At 67.8% G+C, this 15,391-nt stretch carries 14 protein-coding genes; 13 read left to right on the forward strand and 1 reads right to left on the reverse strand.

Annotation, left to right across the window (positions count from 1 at the left end; translation table 11 throughout):
- Positions 1-83 precede the first annotated feature (83 nt).
- The 13 genes from uvrA (at position 84) to AC1MED_RS08920 (ending at position 14,653) form a co-directional block, all read left to right on the forward strand.
- Positions 84-2,939 carry an excinuclease ABC subunit UvrA gene (uvrA, locus tag AC1MED_RS08860; protein WP_346958340.1) on the forward strand — a complete coding sequence of 952 codons (2,856 nt, stop codon included), beginning with the start codon at positions 84-86 and terminating at the stop codon, positions 2,937-2,939.
- A 157-nt stretch (positions 2,940-3,096) separates the two neighbouring features.
- Entirely contained in the window at positions 3,097-3,816 is a 720-nt protein-coding gene (locus AC1MED_RS08865; RefSeq protein ID WP_479786631.1) for an HAD hydrolase-like protein, read from the forward strand.
- Positions 3,803-4,471, forward strand: coding sequence for a lysophospholipid acyltransferase family protein (locus AC1MED_RS08870; RefSeq protein WP_479783009.1), 669 nt, complete (start codon positions 3,803-3,805; stop codon positions 4,469-4,471). The genes AC1MED_RS08865 and AC1MED_RS08870 overlap by 14 nt, the downstream gene beginning before the upstream one ends.
- A 77-nt stretch (positions 4,472-4,548) precedes the next feature.
- Positions 4,549-6,558: an excinuclease ABC subunit UvrC gene (gene uvrC / locus AC1MED_RS08875; protein ID WP_479783010.1), complete on the forward strand. Its 2,010-nt coding sequence runs from the start codon at positions 4,549-4,551 to the stop codon at positions 6,556-6,558.
- Between the two features lie 117 nt (positions 6,559-6,675).
- Positions 6,676-7,599 carry an RNase adapter RapZ gene (gene rapZ / locus AC1MED_RS08880; protein WP_346958158.1) on the forward strand — a complete coding sequence of 308 codons (924 nt, stop codon included), beginning with the start codon at positions 6,676-6,678 and terminating at the stop codon, positions 7,597-7,599.
- Positions 7,599-8,618 (forward strand): gluconeogenesis factor YvcK family protein, encoded by a 1,020-nt coding sequence (locus AC1MED_RS08885; RefSeq protein WP_479783011.1) that lies wholly within the window; start codon positions 7,599-7,601, stop codon positions 8,616-8,618. Before rapZ ends, AC1MED_RS08885 begins: the two co-directional genes overlap by 1 nt.
- Before the next feature lie 10 nt (positions 8,619-8,628).
- A complete protein-coding gene (gene whiA, locus AC1MED_RS08890; RefSeq protein ID WP_346958156.1) occupies positions 8,629-9,609 on the forward strand; it encodes a DNA-binding protein WhiA in 981 nt (326 codons plus the stop codon).
- A gap of 175 nt (positions 9,610-9,784) precedes the next feature.
- The gene (locus AC1MED_RS08895; RefSeq protein ID WP_479783012.1) at positions 9,785-10,408 is read left to right on the forward strand and encodes a superoxide dismutase; all 624 of its coding nucleotides are present in this window, start codon (positions 9,785-9,787) and stop codon (positions 10,406-10,408) included.
- A 281-nt stretch (positions 10,409-10,689) separates the two neighbouring features.
- A complete protein-coding gene (gap, locus tag AC1MED_RS08900; protein WP_346958154.1) occupies positions 10,690-11,700 on the forward strand; it encodes a type I glyceraldehyde-3-phosphate dehydrogenase in 1,011 nt (336 codons plus the stop codon).
- 10 nt (positions 11,701-11,710) lie between these two features.
- Entirely contained in the window at positions 11,711-12,937 is a 1,227-nt protein-coding gene (locus AC1MED_RS08905; RefSeq protein ID WP_479783013.1) for a phosphoglycerate kinase, read from the forward strand.
- Between the two features lie 82 nt (positions 12,938-13,019).
- Positions 13,020-13,835 carry a triose-phosphate isomerase gene (gene tpiA, locus AC1MED_RS08910; protein ID WP_479783014.1) on the forward strand — a complete coding sequence of 272 codons (816 nt, stop codon included), beginning with the start codon at positions 13,020-13,022 and terminating at the stop codon, positions 13,833-13,835.
- A gap of 50 nt (positions 13,836-13,885) precedes the next feature.
- Positions 13,886-14,143, forward strand: coding sequence for a preprotein translocase subunit SecG (gene secG, locus AC1MED_RS08915; protein ID WP_346958151.1), 258 nt, complete (start codon positions 13,886-13,888; stop codon positions 14,141-14,143).
- Between the two features lie 117 nt (positions 14,144-14,260).
- Entirely contained in the window at positions 14,261-14,653 is a 393-nt protein-coding gene (locus AC1MED_RS08920) for an RNA polymerase-binding protein RbpA (protein ID WP_346958150.1), read from the forward strand.
- Here the strand turns inward: AC1MED_RS08920 and pgl are convergent.
- Positions 14,606-15,376 (reverse strand): 6-phosphogluconolactonase, encoded by a 771-nt coding sequence (gene pgl, locus AC1MED_RS08925; protein ID WP_479786632.1) that lies wholly within the window; start codon positions 15,374-15,376, stop codon positions 14,606-14,608. The two genes, AC1MED_RS08920 and pgl, sit on opposite strands and share 48 nt — an antisense overlap.
- Between the last annotated feature and the right edge of the window lie 15 nt (positions 15,377-15,391).

Consider the following 15,391-nt stretch of genomic DNA (forward strand, 5'->3'; position numbering starts at 1 on the left):
ATGTCCAGTCCGCTGCCGCACCGGTGAAGTCCGGGAAAGCGGCCAGCCCGCAGCCGTCCAGCCCGGCGTCGGCGGGTGCGGAACTGGCCCGCCCCGACTTGTCCCGCCTCGTCGTCAAGGGCGCACGCGAGCACAACCTGCGCAACGTCGACCTCGACCTGCCGCGCGACGCGATGATCGTCTTCACCGGCCTCTCCGGCTCCGGCAAGTCCTCGCTCGCCTTCGACACCATTTTCGCCGAGGGCCAGCGGCGCTACGTGGAATCACTCTCCGCGTACGCGCGCCAGTTCCTGGGCCAGGTGGACAAGCCCGACGTCGACTTCATCGAGGGGCTCTCCCCGGCGGTGTCGATCGACCAGAAGTCCACGAGCAAGAACCCGCGTTCCACTGTGGGCACGATCACCGAGATCTACGACTACATGCGCCTGCTCTGGGCCCGGGTGGGGCGCCCGCATTGCCCCGTCTGCGGCGAGCCGGTCACCAAGCAGACCCCGCAGCAGATCGTCGACCAGCTTCTGGAACTGCCCGAGGGCACCCGGTTCCAGGTCCTGGCGCCCGTGGTCCGCGGCCGCAAGGGCGAGTTTGTTGAACTGTTCAAGGAGCTCACCGCGAAGGGCTACTCCCGGGCCCGGGTGGACGACAAACTGATCCAGCTCAGCGATCCGCCCAAGCTGGGCAAGCAGTTCAAGCACACCATTGAAGTGGTGGTGGACCGCCTGGTCGTGAAGGAGGGCATCAGCCAGCGCCTCACCGACTCGGTGGAAACCGCGCTGGGCCTGGCCGAGGGCCGGGTGCTGGCCGAATTCGTTGACCTTGACGCCGACGATCCGGAACGGATCCGCGCCTTCTCCGAGCACCTCGCCTGCCCCAACGAGCACCCCCTCGCCATCGATGAGATCGAACCCCGCTCGTTCTCCTTCAACAACCCGTTCGGCGCTTGCTCCGCCTGCAGCGGTATCGGCACCAAGCTGGAGGTCGACGAGGAACTCCTGATCCCCAACCCGGAGCTCTCCCTCTCCGAGGGGGCCATCGCGCCGTGGTCTCTCGGTACCGCCACCACCGAGTACTGGAACCGGCTCCTTGGCGGCCTGGCCAAGGAAATCGGCTTCAAGATGACCACGCCGTGGGAGAAGCTCTCCACCGAGGCCCGGCAGACCGTGCTGCACGGCAAGGACCACAAGGTCGTGGTGCAATACCGCAACCGCTTCGGCCGGGAACGCAAGTACAGCACCGGCTTCGAAGGCGTCGTCCAGTACGTGCACCGCAAGCACACGGAAACGGATTCCGACTCGGCGCGGGACCGCTACGAGGAGTACATGCGCCAGGTCCCGTGCCCGGCCTGCAACGGCGCCCGGCTGAACCCGGCGTCGCTCTCGGTCCTGATCAACGGCAAGTCGATCGCCGAGGTCGCCGCGCTGCCCATGCGCGAGTGCGCGCACTTCCTGGACACCCTGGTCCTCAGCGGCCGCGAGGCCCAGATCGCGCACCAGGTCCTCAAGGAGATCCAGGCCCGCCTGACCTTCCTGCTCGACGTCGGCCTCGAGTACCTGAACCTGGAGCGGCCCTCCGGCACGCTGTCCGGCGGCGAGGCGCAGCGCATCCGCCTCGCCACCCAGATCGGTTCCGGCCTGGTCGGCGTGCTGTACGTCCTCGACGAGCCGTCCATCGGGCTGCACCAGCGCGACAACCGCCGCCTGATCGAAACCCTCACCCGGCTCCGGGACCTGGGCAACACCCTGATCGTGGTCGAACACGACGAGGACACCATCCACGAGGCAGACTGGGTGGTGGACATCGGACCGGGCGCCGGCGAGCACGGCGGCATGGTCGTCCACTCCGGCTCCTACCAGGACCTGTTGAAAAACACCGAGTCCCTGACCGGCGACTACCTCTCCGGGCGGAAGTCCATCGAGGTGCCGAAGAAGCGGCGCAAGTACGACAAGAAGCGCGAGCTCAAGGTCGTCGGCGCCAAGGAAAACAACCTGCTCAACGTGGACGCCGCCTTCCCGCTGGGCCTGTTCACGGCCGTCACCGGCGTCAGCGGTTCCGGCAAGTCCACCCTGGTCAACGAGATTCTCTACAAGGTGCTCGCCAACAAGCTCAACGGCGCCAAGCAGGTCGCCGGGCGGCACAAGACGGTCCAAGGCCTCGAGCACCTGGACAAGGTGGTGCACGTTGACCAGAGCCCCATCGGCCGCACCCCGCGGTCCAACCCGGCCACCTACACGGGCGTGTTCGACCACATCCGGAAGCTGTTCGCGGAGACCAACGAGGCTAAGGTCCGGGGCTACCAGCCGGGCCGGTTCTCCTTCAACGTCAAGGGCGGACGCTGCGAGGCCTGCTCCGGCGACGGCACGCTGAAGATCGAGATGAACTTCCTGCCGGACGTCTACGTCCCGTGCGAGGTGTGCCACGGCGCCCGCTACAACCGCGAGACGCTTGAGGTGCACTACAAGGGCAAAACCATCGCGGACGTGCTGAACATGCCGATCGAGGAGGGCGCCGAGTTCTTCGCCGCGTTCTCGCCGATCGCCCGGCACCTGCGGACGCTCGTCGACGTCGGCCTCGGCTACGTGCGGCTCGGCCAGCCCGCCACGACGCTCTCCGGCGGCGAGGCGCAGCGCGTGAAGCTTGCCGCGGAACTGCAGAAACGCTCGAATGGCCGCAGCGTCTACGTGCTCGACGAGCCCACCACCGGACTGCATTTCGAGGACATCCGCAAGCTCCTGATGGTGCTGCAGGGCCTGGTCGAAAAGGGCAACACCGTGATCACGATCGAGCACAACCTCGACGTCATCAAGAGCGCGGACTGGATCGTCGACCTGGGGCCGGACGGCGGTTCCGGCGGCGGCCGGGTGGTCGCATCGGGTACACCGGAGCATGTCGCGAAGTCCAAGGACAGCCACACCGCGGCTTTCCTGGCCGAGATCCTCAACTAGTCCGAAGCCCGCACTGACCTGACATGCAGCTGCCCTGCCGCCGCCGGAATTCCAGGGGCGGCAGGGCATCCGCGTGTCGCGGGCCCGCCCTGACGCATACCCGCAGCGGTATGCGAATTTCAGGCATCCCCGCGGTCGTGAGAAACTAAGGCCCGTGATGCCTACCTCCGTGCCCGTGATCTTCGACCTGGACGGCACCCTTGTTGATCCGGCCGGGGGAATCACGGCCGGTATCTCCGCCGCCCTCAGCGAGCTTGGACTTCCCGTCCCGGGACCGGACAGGCTGGACGCGATGATCGGCCCGAAACTCAGCCATTCGCTCCTGGACATTGCCGGCGTGCCTGCGGAACAACTGGACGAGGCCATCCGGATCTACCGGCGGCACTACCTGTTCAGCGGCATTGCGCAGAGCCGGCTCTACGCCGGCATCCGTGAGCTGCTGGAATCATACGCCGACGCCGGACGGCCAACCGCTGTCGCCACCCAAAAACCCGAACACCTGGCCCGCATGGTCCTGGAGCACCACGGCATCGCCGGCCTGTTCCGGTCCGTCCGCGGCTCCGCAGCGGACGAATCGACGACCGCCCACGGCCCGGCCGGAAAGGCCGGCATCGTTGCCGCCGCCCTGGCGGACCTCGGTACCGGGCACGCGGTCATGGTGGGGGACCGCGCCCAGGATGTGGCCGGAGCGGCTGCCAACGGCCTGGAATGCATCGGGGTAGGCTGGGGCTTTGCGCTCGACGGCGAACTCCGTGAGGCGGGCGCAGCGGCGGTCGTGCACAGCACCTCCGACCTTTACGAGACCATTTCCAGGCTGGACCCCGTCCGGACCGCCGCCCTGCAGCTGAATGAGGTGCACACCATTGGCAATGTTTGACGCGATCCGCTGGACCACGCGCGGGCTCATTTCCTCCACGTGCCGGCCCACCGTCGTCGGACTCGAGAACGTGCCAAAAGAGGGCCCGTTCATCGTGGCGCCGAACCACCTGTCCTTTCTGGACAGCGTGATCGTCCAGGCACTGATGCCCCGCCCCGTCGCTTTCTTCGCCAAGGCGGAATATTTCACCACCGGCGGCGTCAGGGGCAAGGTGATGAAGTCCTTCTTCGAGGCTGTCGGCTCCATCCCGGTGGAACGCGGCGAACAGGCCGCCAGTGTCCAGGCGCTGAAGACGCTGCTGGACATCCTCGACGCCGGCAAGGGCGTTGGAATCTACCCGGAGGGCACCCGCTCCCGCGACGGAATCCTCTACCGGGGCCGCACCGGCGTCGGCTGGCTCGCCCTCACCACGGGCGCCCCGGTGATCCCGGTCGGGTTGATCGGCACGGAGAACCTGCAGCCGGCGGACAGCAACAAGGTCGCCCCGCAGCACTTCACCATGAAGGTGGGTGAGCCGCTCTATTTCGACAAGACCGGTCCGGACCACTCCCTGCCGGCGCGGCGCCAGGTCACGGACCGGATCATGGACGCGATCGCGGAACTGAGCGGGCAGCAACGGGCCACCACCTACAACCAGAGCAAGAGCGTCGACTAGCCGCTCCACCGGGCGGGTGCACCTCGTGCGGAGGGGCGCGGTCGGCTGCGTGCCGGCCGGCTCAGTAGAATGGACTGGTGGCAAATCCAGCTAGTTACCGCCCCCAGACGGGGGAGATCCCGACCAACCCGGGCGTTTACCGCTTTCGGGACCCGCACGGCCGGGTCATCTACGTCGGCAAGGCCAAGAACCTCCGCTCCCGGCTGAACTCCTACTTCGCGAACCCCGCGGGCCTGATGCCCAAGACCCACGCCATGGTGCACACCGCCAGCAGCGTGGAGTGGACCGTCGTCGGCAGCGAGCTGGAATCCCTGCAGCTGGAGTACACCTGGATCAAGGAATTCAAGCCGCGGTTCAATGTCATGTTCCGCGACGACAAGTCCTATCCGTACCTGGCCGTCACGATGGGGGAGAAGTACCCCCGGGTACAGGTCCTGCGCGGCGAACGGCGCAAGGGAACCCGCTATTTCGGCCCTTACACGGCCGGCGCGATCCGCGACACTATGGACACCCTGCTGCGGGTCTTCCCGGTCCGCAGCTGCAGCGCCGGCGTCCTGAAACGCGCCGAAGCCAGCGGGCGGCCCTGCCTGCTCGGTTACATCGACAAGTGCGCCGCACCCTGCGTCGGCCGGATCTCGGCCGAGGACCACCGCGCCCTGGCGGAGGATTTCTGCGCCTTCATGGGCGGCGAGGCGAAACGCTTTGTCTCGCGGCTGGAGAAGGACATGGCCGCGGCCGTCGCGGAGCTGGATTACGAACGGGCCGCCCGGGTGCGCGATGACATCATCGCGCTGAAAAAGGTCTTCGAACGCAACGCCGTGGTCCTGGCCGAGGACACCGACGCCGACGTGTTCGCGCTGCACGAGGACGAGCTTGAGGCCGCGGTCCAGGTCTTCCACGTCCGGGGCGGCCGGATCCGCGGCCAGCGCGGCTGGGTGGTGGAAAAGGTCGAGGACTCCACCACCCCTGACCTCGTGGAGCACCTGCTGCAGCAGGTCTACGGCGAGGAAGGCGAAAGCCAGGGCAGGATGCCCCGGGAGGTGCTCGTCCCGGCCGAGCCCAGCAACGCCGCCGAACTGGCCCAATGGCTCAGCGGGCTGCGCGGGGCCCGGGTGGACATCCGCGTCCCGCAGCGCGGCGACAAGGCCACGCTGCTCTCCACCGTCCGGGACAACGCCGAACACGCGCTCAAGCTGCACAAGTCCCGGCGTGCCGGCGACCTGACCATGCGCTCCCAGGCGCTGCAGGAACTGCAGGAGGCGCTGGACCTGCCGGGCGCGCTGATGCGGATCGAATGCTTCGACATCTCACACATCCAGGGCACCAACGTGGTTGGTTCCATGGTCGTGGTCGAGGACGGGCTGCCCAAGAAATCCGACTACCGGAAATTCTCGGTCACCGGAGCCGCGGCCAACGACGACACGGCGGCAATGCACGACGTCCTGACGCGCCGCTTCCGGAACTACCTGCAGGAACAAGCCGACAAGACGGCCGAAGGTTCCGGACCGCTGGCCGCCGCCCAGGCCGCCGCAGTGGCCGACGCCCCGCTCACCGACACGACGACGCCGGCGCCCCGGACCAAGTTCGCTTACCCGCCCAACCTCGTCGTCGTCGACGGCGGCAAGCCCCAGGTGAACGCCGCGGCGAAGGCCCTGGCCGAACTCGGCATCGACGACGTCTACGTCGTCGGGCTCGCCAAGCGGCTCGAGGAGGTCTGGCTGCCGGACAGCGACTTCCCGGTCATCCTGCCCCGCGCGTCCGCCGGCCTGTACCTGCTGCAGCGGATCCGGGACGAGGCGCACCGCTTCGCCATCTCCTTCCACCGGCAAAAGCGCGGCAAGGCCATGACGGTCTCCGCCCTCGACGGCGTGCCCGGCCTTGGCGACTCCAAGCGCAAGGCCCTGCTGAACCAGTTCGGCTCGGTAAAAAGCATCAAGGCCGCCAGCATCGAGGAGCTGACGGCGGCCAAGGGGATCGGGCCCGCCCTCGCCGGCGCGATCGTGCGGCATTTCAACGCGGACGACGGCGCGGACGGGCCTGTTGCCCCGGCCGTAAACATGACAACGGGCGAAATCCTCGAAACTTAGCTAGCACCGGCAATCTTAGCTAGGGTAAGGAGCTGAGGTATGGCGCGCGGGCGGCAGGCAACTGCCCCCGGCCCGCGGGCGCATGGCAGAGCAGACAGCAGAGATGGGGCACGACTGATGGCAGAGTCAACGGCAGGATCCGGCGTGGAGGCGGACGGCTTGACCCCCGTCAAGCCGATTGAGGCCGAGCTGCTCGTGGTGACGGGGATGTCGGGGGCCGGCCGGAGCACCGCGTCGGATGCCCTCGAGGACCACGGCTGGTACGTCGTGGACAACCTTCCGCCGCAGATGCTCGGAACGCTCGCGGAGCTCGTCTCCCACGCGCCCGGCTCCATCTCCAAACTCGCCGTCGTCGTCGACGTGCGCAGCAAGGACCTGTTCGCGGACATCCGTACCGCGCTGCGCAACCTCGAGGCCAGCGGCGTCACCTTCCGGGTGCTCTTCCTGGACGCTAGCGACGACGTCCTGGTGCGCCGTTTCGAACAAGGCCGGCGCCCGCACCCGCTGCAGGGCGGCGGCAGGATCCTCGACGGCATCGCAGCGGAACGCGAACTGCTGCAGGAGCTCCGTGACTCGGCGGACATTGTGCTGGATACCTCGACGCTGAACGTACACGGCCTCGCGACCGCCATCACCGAACTGTTCAGCGAAACGGGCCCCGTGGCGCTGCGCCTGAACGTCATGAGTTTCGGCTTCAAATACGGGCTGCCGGTGGACGCCAACTTCGTCGCCGACGCCCGCTTTATCCCCAACCCGCACTGGGTGCCGCAACTGCGCCCGCACACCGGCCTGGACAAGGACGTCAGCGACTATGTCCTCGACGCCGAGGGTGTGGGCAACTTCGTGGAACGCTACGTGCTGGCGCTGGAACCCGTCCTGGACGGCTACCGGCGCGAGAACAAGCACTACGCGACCATCGCCGTGGGCTGCACCGGCGGCAAGCACCGCTCGGTCGCCGTCGCCGTGGAACTCTCACGGCGGCTGGCGCAGTACCCCCGGGTCACCGTCACCACCACCCACCGGGATCTGGGCCGCGAGTAATGGCGCTCCTCACCGGGCCGCTGCCCCTGGTTCCGGCCGCCAGCGCGGCCTCCGCCGGCCAGCAGGACAAAGGCCCCTCCGTGGTCGCCCTCGGCGGCGGCCACGGCCTCTCCGCCTCCCTCTCAGCCCTGCGCCTGCTCACCTCCGAGCTGACCGCCATCGTGACGGTCGCGGACGACGGCGGGTCCTCCGGGCGGCTGCGCGACGAGTACGGCGTGCTGCCGCCGGGCGACCTCCGGATGGCGCTGTCCGCGCTGTGCGACGACACCGACTGGGGCCGGACCTGGCGCGACGTCATGCAGCACCGGTTCAAGCCCGGCAAGGGCCGCGGCGGCTCGCTTGACGAGCACGCCATGGGCAACCTGCTGATCGTTACGCTCTGGGAACTGCTGGGCGACGCCGTCGTAGGACTGCAATGGGCCGGAGCGCTGCTCGGCGCCCGGGGACAGGTCCTGCCGATGTCCACCACACCGCTCACCATCGAAGGCGAGGTCCGGGTCACCCGGCCCGACGGCAGTTCGGTCCTGCAGACCGTCAGCGGGCAGGCCAAGTGCGCCGTCGCCGGCTCCCTCGAGGCCGTCCGGCTGCTGCCGGAGTCCGCTCCGGCCTGCGTGGAGGCGCTGACCGCGATCGAGCTCGCCGACTGGGTGGTCCTGGGCCCCGGCTCCTGGTACACCTCGGTGCTGCCGCATCTGCTGCTGCCGGAAATGCGCGACGCGCTGTGCAAGACGGAGGCGCGGCGCTGCCTGACGATGAACCTCGCCACGGACACCAAGGAGACCCTCGGGATGACCGCCGCGGACCACCTGCGCGTGCTGCGGGACTACGCGCCGGAGTTCAGCGTCGACGTCGTGCTGGCCGACCCCGCCTCGGTGCCGGACCTCCCGGACTTCGAGCGGGCCGCCGGGATGCTGGGTGCTGAGGTGGTCTTGGGTAAAGTAGGGGCGTCGAGCCGCCGGCCGATCCACGACCCGCTGCGTCTGGCAACGGCGTACTACGACATTTTCGGGAACAGGTAGGAAAGGTGCCATGGCACTGACAGCATCAGTCAAGGAAGAACTTTCCCGGCTGGACATCAAGAAGTCCTCGGTCCGCAAGGCTGAAGTGTCCGCCATGCTCCGTTTCGCGGGCGGACTGCACATCATCTCCGGCCGGATCGTGATCGAGGCCGAAGTGGATCTGGCCTCCACCGCGCGCCGGCTGCGTGCCGCGATCGCCGAAGTCTACGGACACCAGAGCGAGATCATCGTCGTCTCCGGCGGCGGCCTGCGCCGCGGCAGCCGCTACGTGGTCCGCGTGGTCCGCGACGGCGAGGCCCTGGCCCGCCAGACCGGCCTGCTGGACGCCCGCGGCCGGCCCGTCCGCGGCCTCCCCTCGGTGGTGGTGAACGGCTCCGCAGCCGACGCCGAGGCGGTCTGGCGCGGGGCGTTCCTGGCCCACGGTTCGCTCACCGAACCCGGCCGTTCCTCGGCGATGGAAGTCACCTGTCCCGGCCCCGAATCCGCCCTCGCCCTCGTCGGCGCCGCCCGCCGCCTCGGCATCCAGGCCAAGGCGCGCGAAGTCAGGGGAGTGGACCGCGTCGTGATCCGCGACGGCGACACCATCGCCGCGCTGCTGACCCGGATGGGCGCGCACGACGCGCTGATGGTCTGGGAGGAACGGCGGATGCGCAAGGAAGTCCGCGCCACAGCGAACCGGCTGGCCAACTTCGACGACGCCAACCTGCGCCGCTCGGCGCAGGCCGCCGTCGCGGCCGGAGCCCGGGTTGAACGGGCCCTGGAGATCCTCGGCGACGACGTCCCGGACCACCTCAAATACGCCGGCGAACTCCGTGTGGCGCACAAGCAGGCCAGCCTGGACGAGCTGGGCCGGCTGGCCGACCCGGTGATGACCAAGGACGCCATCGCCGGCCGGATCCGCCGCCTCCTGGCCATGGCGGACAAACGGGCACAGGACCTGGGCATCCCCGGCACCGAGGCGAATGTGACCCCGGAAATGCTGGACGAGTAGCCACCGGCCGGCTCCAGGGCCAGAATCGGATCCAGCAGCCGGGAATACCTCAGCGGGAGCGGAGGCTATGCCCACTGGATCCACATCCATAGACTTCCGGGTGTCCAACCATCCGGATGCACAATCCGAGAGTTAGCAAAACCGGACGAACCCGTCCACGACATTGGAGGATTTTGTGACCGAGTACGTACTGCCCGAACTTGACTACGATTACGCCGCGCTGGAGCCCCACATCTCCGCGAAAATCATGGAGCTGCACCACAGCAAGCACCACGCCACCTACGTTGCCGGCGCCAACAACGCGCTGGCCCAGCTGGCCGAGGCACGCGAGAAGGGCGACTTCGCCAACATCAACCGCCTCTCCAAGGACCTCGCGTTCCACACCGGCGGACACATCAACCACTCCGTGTTCTGGAAGAACCTCTCCCCGGACGGCGGCGACAAGCCCGAGGGTGAGCTCGCGGCGGCCATCGACGACGCCTTCGGCTCTTTCGACGCCTTCCGCGCCCAGTTCAGCGCCGCGGCGCTGGGCCTGCAGGGTTCCGGCTGGGGCTTCCTCGCCTACGAACCGATCGGCGGCAACCTCGTCATCGAGCAGCTCTACGACCAGCAGGGCAACGTCGCACTGGGCACCACGCCGCTGCTGATGCTGGACATGTGGGAGCACGCCTTCTACCTGGACTACGTCAACGTCAAGGCCGACTACGTCAAGGCGTTCTGGAACATTGTGAACTGGGCCGACGTCGCCAAGCGCTTCGACGCTGCACGCAAGAACGCCACCGGCCTGGTCACCCTCTAGGGGCGGTCCCGCCGAACCGGCGCCCAGCCGAAATGTGGCTGTAACAAAGCTCACATTTCGGACCGTTGGGCCCGAATTGTGGACGGCCCGCCCCCGCACTTGCGGGGGCGGGCCCACTTAAACGTAAGATGGATCACGGAAGGCGGTTAGCCTTCAGCAACGTGGCTGGTCGCCCTCCGATCTGGTAATCATCTCTGCCCAATGGCGTGCGGGATCTGTTAGTTGGCTTGAACGCCTACTCAACTAGTCGTGCTTGATAGAGCACCAAGGAGACTGAAAACGTGACGACACGTATTGGTATCAACGGCTTCGGCCGCATCGGCCGCAACTACTTCCGCGCCGCCCTGGCGCAGGGAGCGGACCTCGAGATCGTTGCAGTCAACGACCTCACCAGCCCGGAAGCCCTCGCACACCTCTTCAAGTACGACTCCGTCGGCGGCCGCCTGGCCGAAACCATCGAGGTCAAGGACGGCAACATCGTCGTCGACGGCAAGACTGTCAAGGTTCTCGCCGAGCGCGACCCGGCCAACCTCCCCTGGGGCGAGCTGGGGGTCGACATCGTGATCGAATCCACCGGCTTCTTCACCAAGGCCGCCGATGCGCAGAAGCACATCGACGCCGGCGCCAAGAAGGTCCTGATCTCCGCGCCCGCCTCGGACGAGGACATCACGATCGTGATGGGCGTCAACGACGGCCTCTACGACAACGCCACGCACAACATCATCTCCAATGCCTCCTGCACCACCAACTGCCTGGGCCCGCTGGCCAAGGTCATCAACGACTCGTTCGGCATCGAGCGCGGCCTGATGACCACCATCCACGCCTACACCGCCGACCAGAACCTGCAGGACGGCCCGCACAAGGACCTCCGCCGGGCCCGCGCCGCGGCCATCAACATGGTTCCCACCTCGACGGGAGCCGCCAAGGCGATCGGCCTGGTCCTGCCGGAGCTCAAGGGCAAGCTGGACGGCTACGCCATCCGCGTCCCGGTCCCCACCGGCTCCGCCACCGACCTCACCGTGACCGTTTCCCGCGAGACCACTGTCGAGGAAGTCAACGCCGCGCTCAAGGCCGCGTCCGAGACCGAAGAGCTCAAGGGCCTGCTGACCTACACCGACGAGCCGATCGTCTCCTCGGACATCGTCGGGGACCCGGCGTCGTCCATCTTCGACTCCGGCCTGACCAAGGTGATCGGCAACCAGGTCAAGGTTGTTTCCTGGTATGACAACGAGTGGGGCTACTCCAACCGCCTCGTCGACCTCACGGAGCTCGTCGCGTCGAAGCTGGGCTAGGGTAAGACCCATGACATTCCACACCCTCGACGAACTGATCGCTGATGGTGTCCGCGGGCGGTACGTTCTGGTCAGAAGTGACCTGAACGTGCCGCTCGACGGCTCTACAGTCACTGACGACGGCCGGATCAAGGCCTCCCTGCCAGTGCTGTCGAAGCTCACGGACGCCGGTGCCCGCGTGCTGGTCACGGCACACCTCGGCCGCCCCAAGGACGCCCCGGAGGAGAAGTACTCGCTCAAGCCCGCTGTGGCGCGCCTGGCCGGGCTCGCGTCCTTCAAGGTAACCCTTGCCGGTGACACCGTGGGCGAAGCCGCCACGGCTGCCGCAGCCGCGTTGCAGGACGGCGAAGCCCTGGTCCTCGAAAACGTGCGCTTTGACGCCCGTGAGACCTCCAAGGACGACGCCGAGCGCGGCGCGTTCGCAGACGAGCTGGTGGCCCTCACCGGCGACAACGGCGCCTTCGTTGATGATGCCTTCGGTGCCGTGCACCGCAAGCACGCATCCGTCTACGACGTCGCCACCCGGCTGCCGTCGTACCAGGGCGACCTGGTCCGCACCGAAGTCGAGGTGCTGCGCAAGCTGACCACCGACACCCAGCGGCCCTACGTCGTGGTGCTCGGCGGGTCCAAAGTCTCGGACAAACTCGCCGTGATCGCCAACCTGATCGGCAAGGCAGACACCATCCTGGTGGGTGGCGGCATGTTGTTCACCTTCCTCGCCGCCGCCGGCCACAAGGTCGCGGGCAGCCTGCTGGAAGAGGACCAGATCCCGGTCGTGCAGGACTACCTCAAGCGGGCCGCGGACGCCGGCACCGAATTTGTGGTCCCCACCGACGTGGTGGTGGCTGCCAAGTTCGCCGCCGACGCCGACCACGAAACGGTATCCGCGGACGCTATTGAGTCCAGCCGCTTCGGCACCTCCGGAATTGGCTTGGACATCGGACCGGACTCTTCCGCCGCGTTCGCGGAACGGATCAAGGGCGCCAAGACGGTGTTCTGGAACGGCCCGATGGGCGTCTTCGAATTCCCCGCCTTCGCCGCCGGCACCCGGGCCGTCGCCCAGGCGCTGACGGAGACTGCCGCGTTCACGGTGGTGGGCGGTGGCGACTCCGCCGCCGCGGTGCGGACCCTCGGCTTCGCCGATGACCAGTTCGGCCACATTTCGACCGGCGGCGGTGCCAGCCTGGAATACCTTGAAGGCAAGGAACTTCCCGGCCTTAGCGTGCTGGACCGCTAGAACTCCCGGCCGGCCGGGTCCCCGTTCCGCACTGCGGGGACCCGGCCGGTTCTTTCACTGCAACGAATCTTTTGGAGATCACGTGACAACGTCAACCAACGGCAAGTTCGACCGCAAGCCCTTCATCGCGGGCAACTGGAAGATGAATATGGACCACGTCCAGGGCATCACCCTCCTGCAGAAGCTGGCTTGGACCCTGTCCGACGCCAAGCACGACTACAGCCGGGTGGAGGTCGCCGTGTTCCCGCCGTTCACGGATCTCCGCGGCGTCCAGACCCTCGTCCAGGGCGACGAACTGGACGTCGCCTACGGCGGCCAGGACCTCTCGCAGTTCGACTCCGGCGCCTACACCGGGGACATCTCCGGGCAGTTCCTCGCCAAGCTCGGCTGCCGCTACGTCCTGGTGGGCCACAGCGAACGCCGCACCATCCACAATGAGTCCGACGAGGTCCTCAACGCCAAGACCAAGGCGGCCTTCCGGCACGGCATCACCCCGGTGCTCTGCGTCGGCGAGGGCCTCGAGGTCCGCCAGGCCGGAACACACGTGGAGCACACCCTGGCCCAGCTCCGGGCCGGCGTCGAAGGCCTCGGCGCGGAACAGGCCGCCGAGCTCGTGGTCGCGTACGAGCCGGTCTGGGCCATCGGCACCGGCGAGGTTGCCGGACCGGAGGACGCCCAGGAAATGTGTGCCGCGATCCGCGCCGAGCTGTCCACCCTCTTCGACGCCCCGGTTGCCGCCAAGACGCGCCTGCTCTACGGCGGCTCGGTCAAGGCCAACAACGCCGCCTCGATCCTGAAGGAACGCGACGTGGACGGGCTGCTGGTCGGCGGTGCCAGCCTGGACGCCGCCGAGTTTGCTAATATTGTCAGGTTCGAGAGTCACCTGCTGACGGATTAGTCCGGACACAGCTGTTGGCCCCCGCAATCCCCCTCTTCTGAAAGGCCGTCGTGGACGTTCTTCATGTCATTCTGCAGGTGCTGCTGGGCATCACCAGCCTCCTGCTGACCTTGCTCATCCTGCTGCACAAGGGACGTGGCGGCGGTATGTCCGACATGTTCGGCGGCGGCATGAGCTCCGGCCTCAGCTCTTCCGGCGTGGCCGAGCGGAACCTGAACCGCTTCACGGTCATCCTCGGAGTCACCTGGGGCGTTGTGATCATCGCCCTCGGCCTGCTGATGCGCTTCAGCACCGGCGCCGACTCCTAATACCCGCTTCCGCAAAACTGCATAAGGGGCCTTGCGGCCCTCCCGGCATCGGGAATTCCCGGACTACACTGTCGCTGGCAAGCACCAATCCACCAGCTGAGTAGCCAGGAGTTCCCGATGCTGCATTCTGCCTCCGGATTCAGGGGCATCCGCGTGGGCGCCATCGCCGGAGCCTCGGCGCGCCACGAACCGCTCGACGGCGGAGCGGGCCAACCCCGGATCTGCGTTACCTACCGGTGCGCCAAGGGCCACGAGACCTCCCTGGTGTTCGCCAAGCTCCCGGAGGAGCAGATCCCCGGGGTGTGGGACTGCCGCCGCTGCGGCGCCGCGGCCACCCGCGACGAGGCCCGCTTCGCCCTGGAGGACGAGGCCGCCGAGGGGTACAAGAGCCACCTCGAATACGTTAAAGAGCGGCGCTCCAGCCAGGACGCCGAAGACGTGCTGGCCGGAGCGCTGGAAAGGTTACGCGCCCGACGCGCCCTTCCGGACGAGCTGCTCGGGGACGCGTGAGGCCGCGTCCTCGTCAATCAACCACAGTGTCTGGAAGCGCCCGCGCGGCCCTGACGCCGGCACCTGCACCGGGTTGGCTCCGGCGAGGGCCAGGCCCACGGCGCCGGCCTTGTCATCGCCGGCCACCACCATCCACACCTCGTTCGCGGTGTTGATCGTCGGCAGCGTAAGCGAGAGCCGGGCGGGCGGCGGCTTGGGGGAGTTACGGACACCGACGACGGTCAGGTCCTTCTCCCGGATGCCTGCCTGCTCCGGGAACAGCGAAGCCACGTGGGCGTCCGGGCCGACGCCCAGCAGCACGATGTCCAGCCGCGGCAGGCTGCCGGGCTCTTCCGGGCGGTCATCGGACATGTCGGCGGCGTGCTCGGCCGCCGCAGCCTCGGCGAGCCGCCGGGCGTAGTCGGCGGCGGCCTCCTCGGGGGTGCCGAAGTCGTCCGTGGAGCCGGGTACGTGGACGCGCGCCGGGTCCACCTCGATGTGCGAGAGCAGGGCCTCGTGCGCCTGGCGGGCGTTCCGGTCGGCGTCGTCGCCGCCGACGAAGCGTTCGTCGCCCCACCAGAAGTTCACCTTCGACCAGTCCACCGCCGGCGCGGCCGGCGACTCAGCGACGGCCTTGAGCGAGCCGATGCCCATCGTACCGCCGGTCAACACCACCGTCGCCTCGCCGTGTTTATCCTGGATGTCCACCAGCTTGGTGATCAGGCGTGCCGCGATCGCGGCCATCAGGACGGTCGAGTC

Source organism: Arthrobacter sp. BI5 (genome assembly GCF_056680065.1).